Raw genomic sequence first — 16,121 nt, forward strand, 5'->3', positions numbered from 1 at the left:
GCGGCTCTGCGGTCAGCATCGCCCTGGCCATCCCGCAGCCCGTCGCAGGCGCACTTCAGGCCAGTTGGGTACGGACACTGGCCAACAGCAGCGCCGGAACCACCGGCTTGGTGATGTAACCGACCGCTCCCAAGTCGCAGGGGTACGCCTCATCGCCTTGGGGATCCGTCACGGTGAGCAGGATGACCGGGACGCCGGCGGTTTCGGGCGCCGCTTTCAGCCGACGCAGGACCTCGTAGCCATCGATCTCCGGCATCATGACGTCGAGCAGGACCAGGTCGGGATAGGGCGGCCGGCGCACCGCGCCGAGAGCGGCAGCGCCACCATTGGCGACGCGAACCCGATAGTGCGGTTGCAACAGCGAACCGATGGCACGGAGGCTCTCCGCGGTGTCGTCGACCAGCAGGATGATCTTGCGGTCATCCGTCCGGGCGGAATCGGCGGACGGGGGCGACAGCTTGGTTTCCCGTCCCGCCGGCGGCCCACTGTCGCGGGCACCAAGTGTCGGTCGAAGCGCCTGACCCGGCTGCTCCGGACGGGCCCGATCGTCAGACGCCTTCACCGCTGCATCGGTTGGCATCGGCACTGCAACCAGCAGTTGGTGCCACGCAGCGGCAAGTTCGGCAGACAGCCTGCGGACCAGCTCGCCGTCGCGTTCGAGGATCTGATCCTCCTTCAGGCACGCATCGAGCCGCGTGGCGAGGTCGGCGATGGCGAGCAGGCCGAGCGTGGCCGCGGCCCCTTTCAGCGAATGGGCGATGCGACCGGCAGCCGCACGCTCACCGGCCGCCAGTCGTGCGTCGAGAGCGACCAGATCCGGTTCGTGCACTCGGACGAACTGTCCGAGCAGCCGCCAATAGGAATCAGCCCGTCCGTTCAGGAAGAGCAGGCCACGTTCGACATCGATGCCCGGAAGGCTCCGGAGTACGTCCAGATCTGCCGCCAGGGGCGTCGTGGCTGTCGTCCCCTGTAGTGCCGCCGTGTCCTCGGGGTGACGAACGGCGCCCGGCAGCCAGCGCAGCAGCGCGTCGTAGAGCAGCGCCGGATCGACCGGCTTGGTCAGCACATCGCTCATGCCGGATTCGAGACAGGCGCGGCGGTCCTCGGCAAAAGCGTTCGCCGTCAGGGCCAGAATCGGCGTCGTTGCGTAGGTGGAGATGCAGCGTATCGCTCTTGTCGCCGCGAGCCCGTCCATCTCCGGCATCTGCATGTCCATCAGGATCAGGTCGAAGCGCTGCTCGCCGACCATCTCCAGCGCGACGCGACCGTTCTCGGCGACGGCAACGTCCAAGCCGGCGGCGTGGATGATCTGGGTGACGACCTCGGCATTGATCGGGTTGTCCTCGGCGAGCAGCAGGCGAGCACCGCGGTGGCCCTTGCGCAGCCGCAGTTCGGCGGCCTGCATCGTGTCGGCCTTGTCGGTCATGGGCATCGGGCCATGTCCGCGCTGCAGCGTGACGCTGAACCAGAAGGTGCTCCCGTGCCCCACCGTGCTGTCAACGCCGACCTCGCCGCCCATCATCTCGACCAGTCGCTTGGTCAGGGCGAGGCCGAGTCCGGTGCCGCCGTACTTGCGGGCGGTGGAACTGTCCGCCTGCCTGAAGCTCTCGAACAGGAGCGCATGCTGCTCCTGCGTCAGGCCAATGCCGCTATCCGCCACCTCGAAGCGCACCTGCAGGGCCTCGCCCCGCGATTCCAGCAGCACGGCGCGGATGACGATGCTGCCCCGATCGGTAAACTTGACCGCGTTGCTGGCAAGGTTGAGGAGTGACTGTCGCAGGCGGGTCACGTCGCCGCGCAGCCAGAGCGGCACGCCGTCAGGATCGACTTCGAGGTCGAGGCCCTTGCCGCGTACGGACTCGCGGATGATCGAGGCGACGTTGTCGATCACGGCGGAAAGGTGAAAATTGTCGGCTTCGATTTCCAGCCGCCCGGCTTCGATCTTGGAGAGATCGAGGATGTCGTTGATGATCGACAGCAGGTGGCGACTGGCGACCTCCATTTTCTTCAGCCGCTCGACCTGTTCCGGCGTCATGGTGTCGGCCTGCATCAGGTGGTTGAGGCCGAGGATGGCGTTGAGCGGGGTGCGGATTTCGTGTGACATGTTGGCGAGAAATGCGCTCTTCGCCGTGCTGGCCTCCTCGGCCGCCACCTTTGCCGCGCGCAAGTCCCGCTCGGCCTGCTTGCGTTCGGTGATGTCGAGCATGAAGGAGATCATGCGGCTCGGCGCGTCGCCCGCCTCCGGGTGATAGTACACCGTCATCTCGACGGGCACGCGACTGCCATCCTTCCGGGTCTGTTCGGTCTCGAACTTCAGGAACCCCTGCTGGCGGATGCGCTCGTTGATTTCCCTGAAGGCCGGTTCGGGAAAGTTGCGATCGATTTCGGACACCGTGCGCTGCAACAACTCTTCCCGCGTGTAGCCGAGCACCTCGGCAGCGAATTGATTGACATGGATGAACCGTCCGGTGACGTAGTCGACCCAGTGGATGCCGATGCCGACCTTGTCCATGGCAAACTCGGTATCGCGCAGCTTGGCGTAGCTGGCCTCCAGGTCAGCGGTGTTCTGCCGGACCCGGCTTCCAAGCTCTTCGTTGAGCCGATGCAGTGCCTTCTCGGCTGCCTTGCGCTCAGTGACATCCCTGATCACGGCATGGAGGGCACGTCTGCCGGAAAATTCCATCGCCGAAAGGGTCACTTCCGCATCGAAATCCATGCCGTCAGATCGTTTGTGGACCCACTCGAAACGATGGACGCCCGTGCGATCGGCCTGTTCCATCAGGCGCTCGGCCTTGAGGCGGGAGGATTCGCCATCGGGTTGATATTCCGGTGACAGTTCCCCCGGATGAATGTCGAAAAAATCGGCTTCCTGGGTTTTCCCGAAGAGACGGATCGCGGCAGCGTTGGCTTGGATGAACCGATGCCCTTCCAGGATCCAGGCTGCATCGGGCGAAGACTCGAACAGGTGGCGAAAACGGGCTTCGCTTTCCTGCAGCCGCGCTTCAGCCAGCTTGCGCTCGGAAATGTCGATCCCGGCCCCGACCAACATGGGCTGGCCGCCCATCTCGATCCGCCGACCAGTGAAGTAGTACGGGATGCGACGACCGTCCTTGGTCACCAGTTCGGCCTCGGCAGTACTTTCGCCCTCGGCGAGCGCCCGCCGGATGCGCTCCGCAACATGGCTTCGGCCCTCACCTTCAAACAGGTCCAGGGCGTTGATTTGCGCCAGTTCATCAGCGCTGCGACCGGTCACATCCTCGAAACTGCGAGTCCAGAAGTGGAAATCGCCACTGGCACCGATGGCATACGAAATGCCAGGTATGGATTCCAGAAAGGTGTCGCGGATTCGCCGTTCTTCCTGCAATGCGGTCTCGGCCTTCTTGCCCAGCGTGATGTCGTCATAGACTCCAAGTACGCCGACCACGGCACCCCGTTCGTCCCGCAGTGGTACCTTAGACGTCCTGAGAATGATCGTCTGGCCGTCCGGCGTCGTTTGCGGTTCCTCGAAATTCAGCCTGGAGACGCCGGACGCCATGATCTGGCGGTCGTCGGCACGATATCGCTCAGCCTGATCGGCCCATCCCATGTCGGAATCCAGCCGGCCGACCACCTCGTCGGGGGTGACCTTGCCGGCGTCAGAGGCAAACAAGGGATTGCAGCCGAGGTAGCGCGAATTCCTGTCCTTCCAGAAGATGCGGACGGGAGCCGAGTCGAGGACGGAGCGGAGAAGGGTCTGCGCTGTGGCGAGATCCTGTGCCGCACGCTGTTGCAGCGTGATGTCCTGCACGGTACCGAGCCCGCGCAACACTCTGCCGGCAGCATCCTGCTCGATGACGGCCCGTTCGCGCACCCAGCGCACTTCGTGGCCGACCACGATGCGGTGCTCGATGTCGTACGGTGCGCCGGCGAGTGCGGCACTCCATGCCGCACGCACGCGCTCCAGGTCATCCGGATGGACGCTGGCGAGGAAGCGATCGAGGGTCAGCGGAGCACCGGAGGCGATGCCGAAGATGCGACAGGCCTCTTCCGACCATTCGAGCCGGTCGACGTCGATGTCCAACACCCAGCTGCCGACACGAGCGACGGCCTGGGCACGCTGCAGCGTTTCTCTGCTCTCCCGCAGTTCATCCTGCTGGCGGCGTAACTCGCTGATGTCCTGGGCAATGCCCAGCACGCCGATGACGCTTCCGTCGGTCCGGCACATCGGCGTCTTGGTAGTCATCAGCAAGGCTTGGTGCCCGTCGCTGGCATAAGTGATCCACTCTTCATTGACCGTCGGCTTGCCGGCCTGCATCGCGGCACGGTCATGGCCACGAAAAAACTCGGCAAGCTCCCGGTCCATGAAATCGTGATCGGACCTGCCGACGATTGCCGCTTCAGGGTGCCCGAAGAAGCGCTCGAACTCGGCATTGCATGCGAGGTATACGCCGTCCGGATCCTTCAGCCACACCAGGTTCGGGATCGTCCGGACCAGGGCTTTCAGGAAGCCGCGTTCACTTTCCAGGCCATCCAGGGCGTCCTGGAGGCGTCCGGCAAGCCGCTTGTGGTCACTGATGTCGATGAGCGTGCTCTGTATGCCGACCACGCTACCGGTGGAGTCAGTCAGTGGGCACGAATTGTTGAGAACGGTGATGATGGCGCCGTCCTTGCGTCGCAACTTGTGCTCGCAGTTGACCAGGCGACCTCCACCGAGCAACTGCTCGTGCGCCGGCAGGACCGAGGCCGGGTCAGCGTCCACGTCCGGGATGCTGAGGGACAGCAACTCATCCCGACTGTAACCCAGAAGTTCGAGGCCGGCCTGGTTGCTGTCGCGGAAGCGCTTGGCGTTGTCGAAAACGTAGATCGCCGTCACCGCCTCGTCGAAAATGCCGCGATACTTCTCCTCGCTGCTCCGCAGCCGGCTTTCGGCGAGCTTGCGACCGCTGATGTCGCGAGCAATGGTGACCGCGACGTTGCGGCCGCCTATCCGGCCATGCCGGATCGTCACTTCAGCGTCGTAGACTGAACCGTCCTTGCGAATATAACGGGTTTCGGCCGTGCAGACGGTCGCCGGCGACGGCACACAGCGGACGCCAGGATCGGCTTCGGACAGGTTGACATCCCAGTCCCATGGGTGCTTGCCCGGCAGCTCGGACGCCTCGTAACCCAGCATCGATGCAAAAGCTTCGTTGGCTTCCAGCACGGTGTGGGTGTCGTCGCAGACGCAGATGCCGTCAACCGTGTTCTGCAGCAGCGCGTGGTACCAGTCCGCCGCGCGGCGAAGGGCATTGCCAGCCTCCTTGTCGACGGCCACATCGCGGAACTCCCACAACACCAGGGACCCGCCGCCGCTTTCGAGGAAACTGCCGGAAATCAGGTGCGGAACATTGCCGCGCGGGGTCAACAAATGCGCTTCGACCTCGCTCACCCGCCCACGGCGATCGAGCTCGGCGAAGCAGCCGTCGCGCTCGTCGCTGCGCGCCCAGACGCCCAGTTCCATCAAAGCCCTGCCAATGGCGTCTTCACGACCGATACCGGTGGTGCGCGTCCAGGCATCGTTGACGTCGACGATCCGACCCGTTGCGGCGCCGGTGAGCACCATCCCGCTACTCGCGGCGTCGAAGATCGCCCGGTAGTCGATGACGAAGGGCGAATCGGGTTTCGGTGTGCTCATCTACCTCGGCATGACCCAACGCTTCTTCTGTTCGGCACATGCAGGCGGCCCACGTCCTGATGTCCCGCAAAGCCCCTACAACAGCTCATGTATTGGATTCTACATGCAAATTGCCCACTCGGGGCGATGATCCCGGCAAGTCGTTGGCCCTATGGTGAACAGACCGATGGATCATCGTTCGCGCAATCGATATGCCCCGGCGCCTTCGCCCGACCGCCACGCAGTAATCCGCAGCGTCAGCGGTTCTCCAGCCGATTGTAGTCCAGCAGCCCGGCAGTCAGCGGCGCCAGCTTCAGGTGCGTCGCCTGCAGTTCGTCGCTGTATTTCCAGAAGGCCGGATCGCTGCGGCGAACGGCGAAGCGGTCGGCGAGCACGCGGTAGTCTTCCTCGCTGCCGAGTTGCCCGATGGTGCGCGCCAGCTCGCCGATCTGCGGGCGCTGCACACGGTAGATGGCGTTCGGATAGGCGCCGACGAAGCCGCGGGCGACGCTCAGCGTGTTCTCCTCGGGCAACAGCTCGCGACCCTCCCGCAGCAGGCTCGAGACGTTGCTGTGGCCGGTGTTGCGCAGCAGGGTCACGTAACGTGCTGCGCGCGCTCCGTCTTCGATGCGCAGGATCACCAGTTCCGGCAGCCAGGACAGCGCCGGCCCGCGGACAGCGGCAAGAAGTGCGAGATCGGCCTGCACGGCGGCATCGCCGACTCCGCCGAGTTCGTGGCGACGGTCGGCTACCGGCGCCAGACGCTGCTGCAGGAGGCCGAAGAACTCGCGCCGCGCATCGCCGCTGCGGAAAGGAATGCCGCTCTCGACATCGAAGCGTGCCAGGCTGCCATAGACATGCTCCCTGACCTCGTCGCTGGCACCGCGATACCAGTAGTCGCGTACGGCCAGACGCTGGTCCGGCGGCAGGAAGGAGAGGAAGTTGAACTCGCCCTCCATGCGCAGGAAATCCATGTACAGGCGTGACAGCAGTTGGTGACCGACGTTGCCGTAGACGTCGAAGCCGGCGACCAGCAGGTAATGGATCCGTTCCAGCAGGGGGTAGCCGATCACCCAGCCGGTCTTCGGCACCTCGCCAACCAGCCCCTTGACCACCGTGGCACTGTCGAAGTGGCGGAAAACGGTCAGCGCCGCGTTCGGGTTGCTGCCGTCGCCGTTCCAGATCCAGTTCAGGTCCGGCCGGCCGCGCTGGCTGGAGCGGCTCGCGAGGTAGGCCGACTTGTCCTGCAGGTATTTTTCTTCCTTCTTCGCGTACTCACGCCACGGGCCGATGATCCCGGCGTCGCTACCCTTCGCCGTTGGCAATTCGAGGACCCTCGACTCGCGCTCGAGGAACTCGTCGGCCGCCTGACCGGAGCCATCGTTGGCAAGGAAAAAGACCCAGAAGCGATCCTGGATGACGTTCAATGCCACCTGACCGCGGCACACCGGCCCCTTGATGAAGCCCATGATCGTGAACTCGGCTTCGTCGAGCATGAACTGGTAGCGCGCACGCACCGGCAGGTCACGGAAGGTGACGAAGGGATTGGCACCGGCAGCGAGTGAGTATGGAGGCAGTTCGTCGACAGGGTAATCAGGCTGCAGGAACAGCTCCCGCCAGCGCGCCATGCGCTTCTCGCCGAGGGCGTAGGGCATGTGCGTCTTGTCGACGATGGTTTCCCTCTCGCGCTCCAGGCGATAGTGGAAATCCTCGCCGCCGGGGTCGTCGTACGGTCGCCGGCTGGCGATCGGCTCGATCGGCTGCCCCGGTGGCGTGCGCGACCGCACGAGCCGAAAGAAGTGGTGCTGCGGGTCGCCGTCGAAGTACAGGTGGGCGAGGAAGAGGTGCTCGTAGATGTAGCGGCTGACCAGGCGCTCCTTGCGCGAACCACCATTGAAAAAGCGTTCCCATTCGGCGACCTGCCGCTCGACGGCAGCCGGCAATGGCGGCAGCCCTTCGAACGGCCCCCCCTGCTGCAACCAGTTGCGCAGCGTCGCTAATTCGGCGTCGCTCAGCCCCGGCAGACCGAAGGGCATCCCCCACAGCGGGTTGGCGGCGGCGAAGGCGTCATATTCCTCGATCCGCGGGCACTGCTGCGCGCGGTCGAGCGAGAAGTCGAAGGTCGCCGGGAGCACCGCCATTTCCGGCAATGGGTGGCTGTGCTTGAGCTGCAGCGCGCGGTAGATGACGCTCGCTGCCAGATTCGCCGCCGGCGTCTCCCCGCGCTCATTGAGTACCGGGTAGAAACCCCGCTGCCGCCACTCCGATGCCTTGCCGGCGTCGACGAACAGTCGCGAAGGTGCCGCCTCGCTCAGACGCCCACCGTCGTATACCAACTCGTCGCTGGCGCCGCGGGCGATTCCCTCCCAGGCGCCGAGCTTCAGCTGGCAAGGTGCGTCGTAGCAGGCGTGACAGACGACACAACGACGCTCGATAATCGGCTGCACGTCGGCATGATAGGAAAGGCCGCCGCTCGGCGCCCGCGGGACATCGAAGCGCTGCGGCTCGGCGGGACCGTACCGCTGGTCGAGCGTGTGCCGGCTGATGACGGTACAACCACTGAGCAAGGCGAGCAGCAGTGGCAGGAGGCTCCTGACGAGGGTCATGGCGACATTTCCCGGACAACAGGCCGCGCCCGCGAACGGGCGACTTCTGGCAAGGAACGAAGGATAGCGAATGCAGTCGCCACTCCGCCAGCCCGAGGGACGGTGATCCGCAGGCGGAACGAGCAAAAGCGCCTGTTTACCGCACGCCCGCATGCAGTTTCCACGATAATAGCGACAGGAGGAAAGCGAACATGCGGGATTCCGAACGAGCCCGGCAACTGCCCTGACGGTCCGGCTGACAGAATGGCCTCTGAACAGCTCGACCCCACCCTGGTCTTTGCCAGGACCGCTGCCGGCGAGGAAGCCATGGCGCAGCGGACGCGGGTCGTCCAGCGCAACGTCCGCATGGTGCTCATCCTCGTCGACGGCAATGCGACGGTTGCCGACCTGTGCGAGAAGACGGGCAACGTCCAGCTCACCGAAAATGCGCTGGTCGAGCTGGAATCCGATGGCTTCATCGAACGCCGCGCCGAGACGCGGTCGGTCTGGCGACTGACCGGCAATGCGGCCAGCCGCAAGCAAACGACGCAGCCGCGGCCGCACTCCGACTTCTCGACCTTCGGGTCGAGCGGTCTGTCGACACCGGCGAGTTCGCCCCTTTCGGGCACACCGGAAACGCAGATCATTCCTTTCCCGAATGTGCGGCCGGGCAGGACGACACCGCTGCCGGATACGTCGGCGCCGAGCACCCTGACGCCAAGCACCCTGACGCCGAGCACGCTCGGCCCTCCCACGCCGACGACGGGCGCAGCCAGTTCCTCCCTCGCAGCGGACGATCTGGCAGCGGAATCGCTGGCGTCGCCAGGAACTGCGAGCGACGACCGGCCATCGCTCCTCGCGCGCCTGCGGGCACGCCTGGCACCGGGCCCGAGGGATTCAAGCACCGGGCTCAGGCCAGTCCGCAGGAGCCGACAGCGCCGAACGCTGACCTGGCCCCTGGCCACCCTGATCGGACTGGCGCTTCTCGCAGCCGCCCTGTCCCTCGGCGTTCTGCTCTTCCCCTATGGCATCTATCTGCCCGAGGTCGAAGCGGCCCTCGCCCAGAGCAGCGCTCGGCCGGCGCGAATCGCTGCCATGCGCGTTACCGTCTATCCCCGACCGGGATTGCTGCTCGAGCAGGTGCGGCTGGGTGAGGATGGCGCCACCGACCAGGTCAGCATGGCTTCGCTGCGCCTGCGGCCGGAGCTGCGCAGCTTGCTCTCGCCACAGATCGTCTTTGGCGAGGCAGAGCTGATCGGCATCACGCTGTCGGCCGCAGCCCTGGACACCTTGGCGCAGGCGCTCGATGCGTCGGCCAACGCGCCGGCACGGGCCCGCGTCGTCCAGGTTTCGCTCAGCGAAGCCGGGATCGCGTTCGGCGACCTCGTCTTCACCGGCCTTGCCGGTCGGTTGCAGCTGTCCGCCGATCATCGGCTGCAGTCAGCCTTGCTGCAGTCGCCCAGCAAGAACCTGCTGGTCGAGCTGCAACCGGCGACCGGTGGAGGGATGAACGTCAAGCTCGAAGGAACCGCCTGGCGACCGGAGCCGAAATCTCCCTATCTGTTCGATTCGCTCGACCTGCAGGGACGGATCTCCGGGCCCGAATTCCTGATCGACCGCGTCGAGGCACGCATCTTCGACGGCGTGCTGCGCGGCAACAGCGCCCTGCGCAGCGGCAGCAAGGCCGCTGTGACCGGCGACCTTTCTTTCGAACGGATCAATACCGGCGCGCTGGCGGCAGCCCTCGGCTTCAACGGGCGCATCGGCGGCGAAGCCAGGGGCAGGTTGAGTTTCTCGACCAGCGCCGACAGTCTGCCGAACGCCGTCGCCCGGCTGCAGGCCAGCGGCAACTTCACCATCCACCGCGGACACCTGGGCGGCCTTGATCTGGCCGAGGCGGTGCGCCGTTTTTCGGTGGTACCGCTGACCCTTGGCGGAGCAACCCGCTTCGAGGAGTTGTCTGGCATCCTCACGCTGACCCCGAACGCGCTGCGTCTGTCGCGTCTCAGCCTGACTGCCGGGCTGATGCAGGCGAACGGTCAGATCGAGATCGGCCGCGACCTGCAACTGCGGGGGCGGATGGATGTCATGATGGCGCGCCGACGCGCCGATCATACGGCCATGCCGGTGCTGATCAGCGGGGCCCTGGAGTCACCGCTGACCCAGACGGCGCGCTGACGACCCGCGGCCGACAGACTGGTGGGGTGAGGCTGGCGGCCGCTTGTGGGCGAGTCAGAGCACCGTCGCGATGGCCTCGGCAACGTAGCCGACGTTGCGCGTGTTCAGCGCCGCCAGACAGATGCGGCCGGTGCTGACAGCGTAGATGCCGAATTCATCGCGCAGGCGGTCGACCTGCGCCGGGTTCAGGCCGGTATAGGAAAACATCCCGCGCTGCCGGTTGATGAACGAGAAGTCGGCACCGGCACCGCCACCCTGCAGATGCTCGACGAGGCTGCGTCGCATGTCGAGAATGCGCTGGCGCATCTGCGCCAGTTCGTCCGCCCACAACCCGCGCAGTTCGGCGCTGGCAAGAACCGCCGCCACGATGGCGCCACCGTGCGTCGGCGGATTCGAATAGTTGGTGCGCACCAGGCGCTTGATCTGCGAGAGCACGCGTGCCGTCTCGTCGCGACTGGCGGTGACCACCGAGAGCGCACCGACCCGCTCGCCATAGAGCGAGAACGACTTCGAGAACGAGCTGGCGATCAGGAACTGCAGACCCGAGGCGGCGAACAGGTCGAGGGCAACGGCGTCCTCACGGATGCCGTCGGCGAAGCCCTGATAGGCGATGTCGATGAACGGGACCAGACCGCGTGCCGCGACGATGTCGATGACTTCGCGCCACTGTGCGGCATCGAGGTCGGCGCCCGTCGGGTTGTGGCAACAGGCGTGCAGGACGACGATCGATCCTGCCGGCAGCGTGCTCAACCCCGCCTTCATCGCGGCGAAGTCGACGCCACGTGTCGTCGCGTCATAGTAGGGGTACGAGTCGACGCGGAAACCGGCAAACTCGAACAGTGCGCGATGGTTTTCCCAGCTCGGATCGCTGATGTAGACCGTCGCCCCTGGCAGCAGGCGGCGCAGGTAGTCGGCACCCACCTTGAGGCCACCAGTGCCACCCAGCGCCTCGATGGTCAGGACACGGCCTTCGCCGAGCAGCGCCGACTGCTCGCCGAAGAGCAGTTTCTGCACCGCCTGGTTGTAGGCGGGCAGACCATCGATCGGCTGGTAGCCGCGTGGCGGCAGCGCCTCCAGGCGCACCTTCTCGGCGAGTTTCACCGCCGCCAGCAGCGGCACCTTGCCGCTGTCGTCGAGATACACGCCGACGCCCAGATTGACCTTGCTCGAGCGACTGTCGGCATTGAAGGCCTCGGTCAGGCCGAGGATCGGGTCACGTGGAGCCATCTCCACGGCAGCAAAGATCGAAGCGGTCATGGTCTGTTCTTCCCGTAGTGATGGGTCAGGAGGCCGAGGCCAATGGCGCACCCGCTCGCAGTGACGACCGGTGCGCACAAAAAAACGTAAAATTCTAGCATGGCAAAGCAAGATCAAACGCTCGACAGGCCTCCTCCGCTGACCTTCACGGGCAGTCCGTTCCGGCTCCATCAGCCGTTCCAGCCGGCCGGCGACCAACCGCAGGCCATCGAACAATTGCTCGCCGGCCTGCGGGACGGCCTGTCGTTCCAGACGCTGCTCGGCGTCACCGGCTCGGGCAAGACTTTCACCATGGCCAACGTCATCGCCCGCAGTGGTCGCCCGGCGCTCGTCCTGGCGCCCAACAAGACGCTGGCGGCGCAGCTTTACGCCGAGTTCCGCGAGTTCTTCCCGGAGAACGCCGTCGAGTACTTCGTCTCCTACTACGACTATTACCAGCCCGAGGCCTATGTGCCGTCGCGGGACCTGTACATCGAGAAGGACTCGTCGATCAACGAACACATCGAGCAAATGCGCCTCTCGGCCACGAAGAGCCTGCTCGAACGGCGCGACTGTGTGTTGGTGGCAACGGTATCGTGCATCTACGGCATCGGCGACCGCGACGAGTACCACCGGATGATCCTCACCATGCGCGTCGGCGACCGGCTGGGGCAGCGCGAGATCATCAAGCGCCTGACGGCGATGCAGTACGAGCGCAACGAGACCGATTTCCGCCGCGGCAGCTTCCGCGTCCGCGGCGACGTCATCGACGTCTTTCCCGCCGAGCACGCCGAGCAGGCGATCCGCATCTCGCTCTTCGACGACGAGATCGACGGCCTGCAGCTCTTCGACCCGCTGACCGGCCACCTGCAGAACCGCCTGCTGCGCTTCACCATCTTTCCTTCGTCGCACTACGTGACGCCGCGCGAGACGGTGTTGCGGGCGATCGAGGCAATCAAGGTCGAGCTGGCAGAGCGGGTCGCCAGCTTCCAGGCCGCTGGCCGCCTGGTCGAGGCGCAGCGGATCGAGCAGCGCACCCGCTTCGACCTCGAGATGCTCGATCAGGTCGGCTTCTGCAAGGGAATCGAGAACTACTCGCGGCATCTCTCGGGACGCCAGCCCGGGCAGCCGCCGCCGACGCTGCTCGACTATCTCGCCGCCGATGCCCTGCTCTTCATCGACGAGTCGCATGTCGCGGTGTCGCAGGTCGGCGGCATGTACAAGGGCGACCGCTCGCGCAAGGAGAACCTCGTCGACTACGGTTTCCGCCTGCCCTCGGCGCTCGACAACCGGCCGCTGCGGTTCGCCGAGTTCGAGGCCCTGTTGCGGCAGACGATCTTCGTCTCGGCCACCCCGGGCGACTACGAGGCGGCGCATCAGGGACAGGTCGTCGAGCAGCTCGTGCGCCCAACCGGACTGGTCGACCCGGTGCTCATCGTGCGCCCGGCGTCGACGCAGGTCGACGACCTGCTCTCCGAGATCCGGCGCCGCGCCGAAACTGGTGAACGCGTCCTGGTGACCACCCTGACGAAACGGATGGCAGAGGACCTGACCGACTTCCTCGACGAACACGAAGTGCGCGTCCGCTACCTGCATTCCGACATCGACACCGTCGAACGCGTCGAGATCATCCGTGACCTGCGCCTCGGCAAGTTCGATGTCCTGGTCGGCATCAACCTGCTGCGCGAAGGGCTCGACATTCCGGAAGTGTCACTGGTCGCCATCCTCGATGCCGACAAGGAAGGCTTCCTGCGCTCGGAGCGATCGCTGATCCAGACCATCGGCCGCGCCGCCCGCCATCTGCACGGGACCGCAATCCTCTACGCCGACCGGGTCACCGGATCGATGCAGCGGGCGATCGCCGAAACCGAACGCCGCCGGCTACGGCAGATCGACTTCAATGACAGCCACGGCATCGTCCCCACCGGCATCAGCAAGCGGATCATCGATATCATCGACGGCGTCTACGACAGCGAAAGCGCGCAGAAGGAACTCAAGGCGGCGCAAAAAAAGGCCGGCTACGACGCCATGAGCGAGAAGGAACTGGCGCGCGAGCTGCGGCGTCTGGAAAAGGAGATGCTCGACTGCGCCAGGAACCTCGAATTCGAGAAAGCGGCGGCAGCACGTGACGAGCTCTTCCGGCTGCGCCGGCAGGTCTTCGGGATCAGTGGCGAGGAGGCTCCCCTGCCACCGTCTTAGGCCGCGCCGGGAGGAGGCTCCGGAGCACCCTCGTCGTCGCGCGAGCGATGCGCGGACGGATCGCGCCGCCGGCTGGTGAGCCGGCGTCCGTGCCGCTTGGGCTGGCGTGTCCGGAGCAGTTCCCCCCGATTTCGCCGGCAAGACCGCTGCCGCAATCGCCGGGCCGGGCACCGCGCCTTTCGCCATCTCGACGAGTGTCGGTCTTCTTTACACTGCGACGAACGGTGGGAAGTCAAGCATCTGTTTCGTCAAGGAAAAACCAAGTGGATCGAAACTTGCTTCCAACTCCAGACGGACAGGAATGGCGGTGGCTGAGCGACACGAATGTTGGCGACCAGGACTGTGGGGGCCAGAGTGCTGCCTGGAACAACCTCGGGAATCTCAATTCCCGATCAACAGAGAGGATGACGATGAAAGTGGAATGGAAAACACTGGGTGCATTGGCCATGGCTGCAGCGATGGGCATGCCGGTCTCGGCCAACGCTTCGCTGCAGACGATGTCGGACCTGTTCGTGTTTGGCGACAGCCTGTCGGATGGAGGAAACAGCGGCTTGGCCAGCCAGGCCTATCCGCCGGCTGCGCCGTCGGGCGTGGTCTTCCCGCCTCCGCCCTATTACAACGGGCAGTACTCCAATGGCCCGGTCGCCGTCGAGTATCTGTGGAGAAGCTACAACCCGGGCAACCCCAGCGCCTTCAAGCCCTCTCTGGCCGGTGGCACCAACTACGCGATCGGGGGTGCGACAACCGGGCTGGAGAGCTACAACTCGGTCAATCCCTCGACAGGTCCTTTCGCGCCAGCCTATGCGCAGAAAGCCAATGCTTGGCAGCTGGCCACCTTCCAGGGCCAGTTGCAAAGCGGGCGGGCATTCGACCCTGCGACTTCATTGTTCGTCATCTGGCTGTTTCCCAACGATGTCTTTTACCTGAATGCGACCGGGAGTACGCCCGGCACGGCATCCGGACTGCCAGGTGTTCCCGGCAACGTGTCGGCGCTGATCGGCAACGGGATCAACAACATCATTTCGACCGTCGTCGGACTGGCCAGCGCCGGAGCCGAGCATTTCCTCGTTGCCAACATGCCCGATCTTGGAACGACACCGGAGTTTCTCGGCAAACCCAACGCCGGCGACTTGACGGCATTGACCGTGGGCTTCAATGCCTCCCTGGCCTCCGCACTGAATCTCCTCGACGCCCAGCTTTCGGCCGAGATCGTCCAGTTCGACACCTTCGCCACTTTCGCCAGCGTACGGCAGGATCCGGCGGCCTACGGCATCAGAAACACGACCATGCAGTGCATCCAGAATTACGCTGCCTGTGCTGCCGACAACTTCCAGTGGCTGTTCTGGGACGGTGTGCACCCCACGACCTACGCGCACAGCATCATCGGCGCACAGTTCCGGGCTGCCGTTCCCGAACCCGAGTCAATTCTTCTCCTCGCCATCGGTCTGTTGGGAATTGTCGCAACCGCGCAGCGCAGGCAGCAACAGCGTTTCTGACGGAGCCCCTCGGCCAGGGACGCGGAGCGCGCTGGCCAGCCCTGCGCGGTTGGGCGCTGGGCGGCTTGCCCGGCAGGCGAGGCAGCGGGGAATCGTCGTCGGGTGCGCCTTCGCCGGACGACCATGCTCCGTACACACGCCGGCAGAGTCAGGACGACGGACTGCCCAGGTCTTCGCCGACGCCCGGCGATTCCTGGCGTGCCCGGTCAGCGAATGAACTCGCGGCTGATCGCGCGAAAGACCTCACTCCCCGCCTGCCGCAGCCACTCGAAGACGACCATCTCGCGCGACACGATGTCGGCGCCGTGCCGGCGCATGCGCTCGACCGCCAGGGCCTTGTCGCTGGCGCGCCGCGAGCCGATCGCCTCATCGACGACGAAAACCTTGCGGCCGGCTGACAGCAGGTCGAGCACCGTCTGCTGCACACAGACATGCGCTTCGGTGCCGGCGACGATGAACTGCGCCCGATCGCCGCCGGCAAGCTGCAGGAGCCTGCCGTCGGCCAGCGCCGAGAAGTGCGTCTTCTCGATCACGCATTCCTCCGGCAGCAACTGACGCAGGTCCGACATCGTCGGCCCGAGTCCTTTGACGTACTGCTCGGTACAGATCACAGGCACCTGCAGCCGCTGCGCGACGCGCGTCAGCCAGATGCTGGCCGCAAGCACCGAAGCGGCATCATGGATCGCCGGCTGCAGCCGCTCCTGCAGATCGACGAGCAGGAGAACCGAATGATCAACGCGCATCAACATCGACAAGCCCTCCCGGGAATCACGACGCTGCACTGCGCCGCTTCGC

The 16,121-nt window shown here is 65.3% G+C and carries 7 protein-coding genes; 3 read left to right on the plus strand and 4 right to left on the minus strand.

The window, feature by feature from the left end:
• Positions 1-55 precede the first annotated feature (55 nt).
• Positions 56-5,653, minus strand: coding sequence for a PAS domain S-box protein (locus tag V5B60_RS19790; protein ID WP_332349493.1), 5,598 nt, complete (start codon positions 5,651-5,653; stop codon positions 56-58).
• A gap of 236 nt (positions 5,654-5,889) precedes the next feature.
• On the minus strand, positions 5,890-8,238 hold the full coding sequence (locus V5B60_RS19795) for a fatty acid cis/trans isomerase (protein WP_332349495.1): 2,349 nt from the start codon (positions 8,236-8,238) through the stop codon (positions 5,890-5,892).
• Between the two features lie 243 nt (positions 8,239-8,481).
• Here V5B60_RS19795 and V5B60_RS19800 point away from each other — a divergent pair, with 243 nt between their 5' ends.
• The gene (locus V5B60_RS19800) at positions 8,482-10,395 is read left to right on the plus strand and encodes an AsmA-like C-terminal region-containing protein (protein ID WP_332349497.1); all 1,914 of its coding nucleotides are present in this window, start codon (positions 8,482-8,484) and stop codon (positions 10,393-10,395) included.
• A gap of 54 nt (positions 10,396-10,449) precedes the next feature.
• On the opposite strand, the gene V5B60_RS19805 is transcribed toward V5B60_RS19800, so the two are convergent.
• Entirely contained in the window at positions 10,450-11,652 is a 1,203-nt protein-coding gene (locus V5B60_RS19805; RefSeq protein ID WP_332349499.1) for an amino acid aminotransferase, read from the minus strand.
• Positions 11,653-11,751: 99 nt separating this feature from the next.
• Here V5B60_RS19805 and uvrB point away from each other — a divergent pair, with 99 nt between their 5' ends.
• Complete coding sequence (gene uvrB / locus V5B60_RS19810) at positions 11,752-13,830, plus strand: excinuclease ABC subunit UvrB (protein WP_332349501.1); 2,079 nt, start codon at positions 11,752-11,754, stop codon at positions 13,828-13,830.
• Positions 13,831-13,919: 89 nt separating this feature from the next.
• On the plus strand, positions 13,920-15,326 hold the full coding sequence (locus V5B60_RS19815) for an SGNH/GDSL hydrolase family protein (protein ID WP_332349503.1): 1,407 nt from the start codon (positions 13,920-13,922) through the stop codon (positions 15,324-15,326).
• 206 nt (positions 15,327-15,532) lie between these two features.
• Here V5B60_RS19815 and V5B60_RS19820 read toward each other — a convergent pair whose 3' ends face one another.
• Entirely contained in the window at positions 15,533-16,075 is a 543-nt protein-coding gene (locus V5B60_RS19820; RefSeq protein WP_332349505.1) for a hydrolase, read from the minus strand.
• Positions 16,076-16,121: the final 46 nt, after the last annotated feature.

The sequence above is a fragment of the Accumulibacter sp. genome, from assembly GCF_036625195.1.
Lineage (GTDB): Bacteria > Pseudomonadota > Gammaproteobacteria > Burkholderiales > Rhodocyclaceae > Accumulibacter.

Excerpts from the sequence above, each read along its gene's own strand:
- V5B60_RS19790 (WP_332349493.1), bottom strand. The coding sequence starts at position 5,653 with ATGAGCACACCGAAACCCGATTCGCCCTTCGTCATCGACTACCGGGCG.
- V5B60_RS19795 (WP_332349495.1), bottom strand. The coding sequence starts at position 8,238 with ATGACCCTCGTCAGGAGCCTCCTGCCACTGCTGCTCGCCTTGCTCAGT.
- V5B60_RS19800 (WP_332349497.1), top strand. The coding sequence starts at position 8,482 with ATGGCCTCTGAACAGCTCGACCCCACCCTGGTCTTTGCCAGGACCGCT.
- V5B60_RS19805 (WP_332349499.1), bottom strand. The coding sequence starts at position 11,652 with ATGACCGCTTCGATCTTTGCTGCCGTGGAGATGGCTCCACGTGACCCG.
- uvrB (WP_332349501.1), top strand. The coding sequence starts at position 11,752 with ATGGCAAAGCAAGATCAAACGCTCGACAGGCCTCCTCCGCTGACCTTC.
- V5B60_RS19820 (WP_332349505.1), bottom strand. The coding sequence starts at position 16,075 with ATGTTGATGCGCGTTGATCATTCGGTTCTCCTGCTCGTCGATCTGCAG.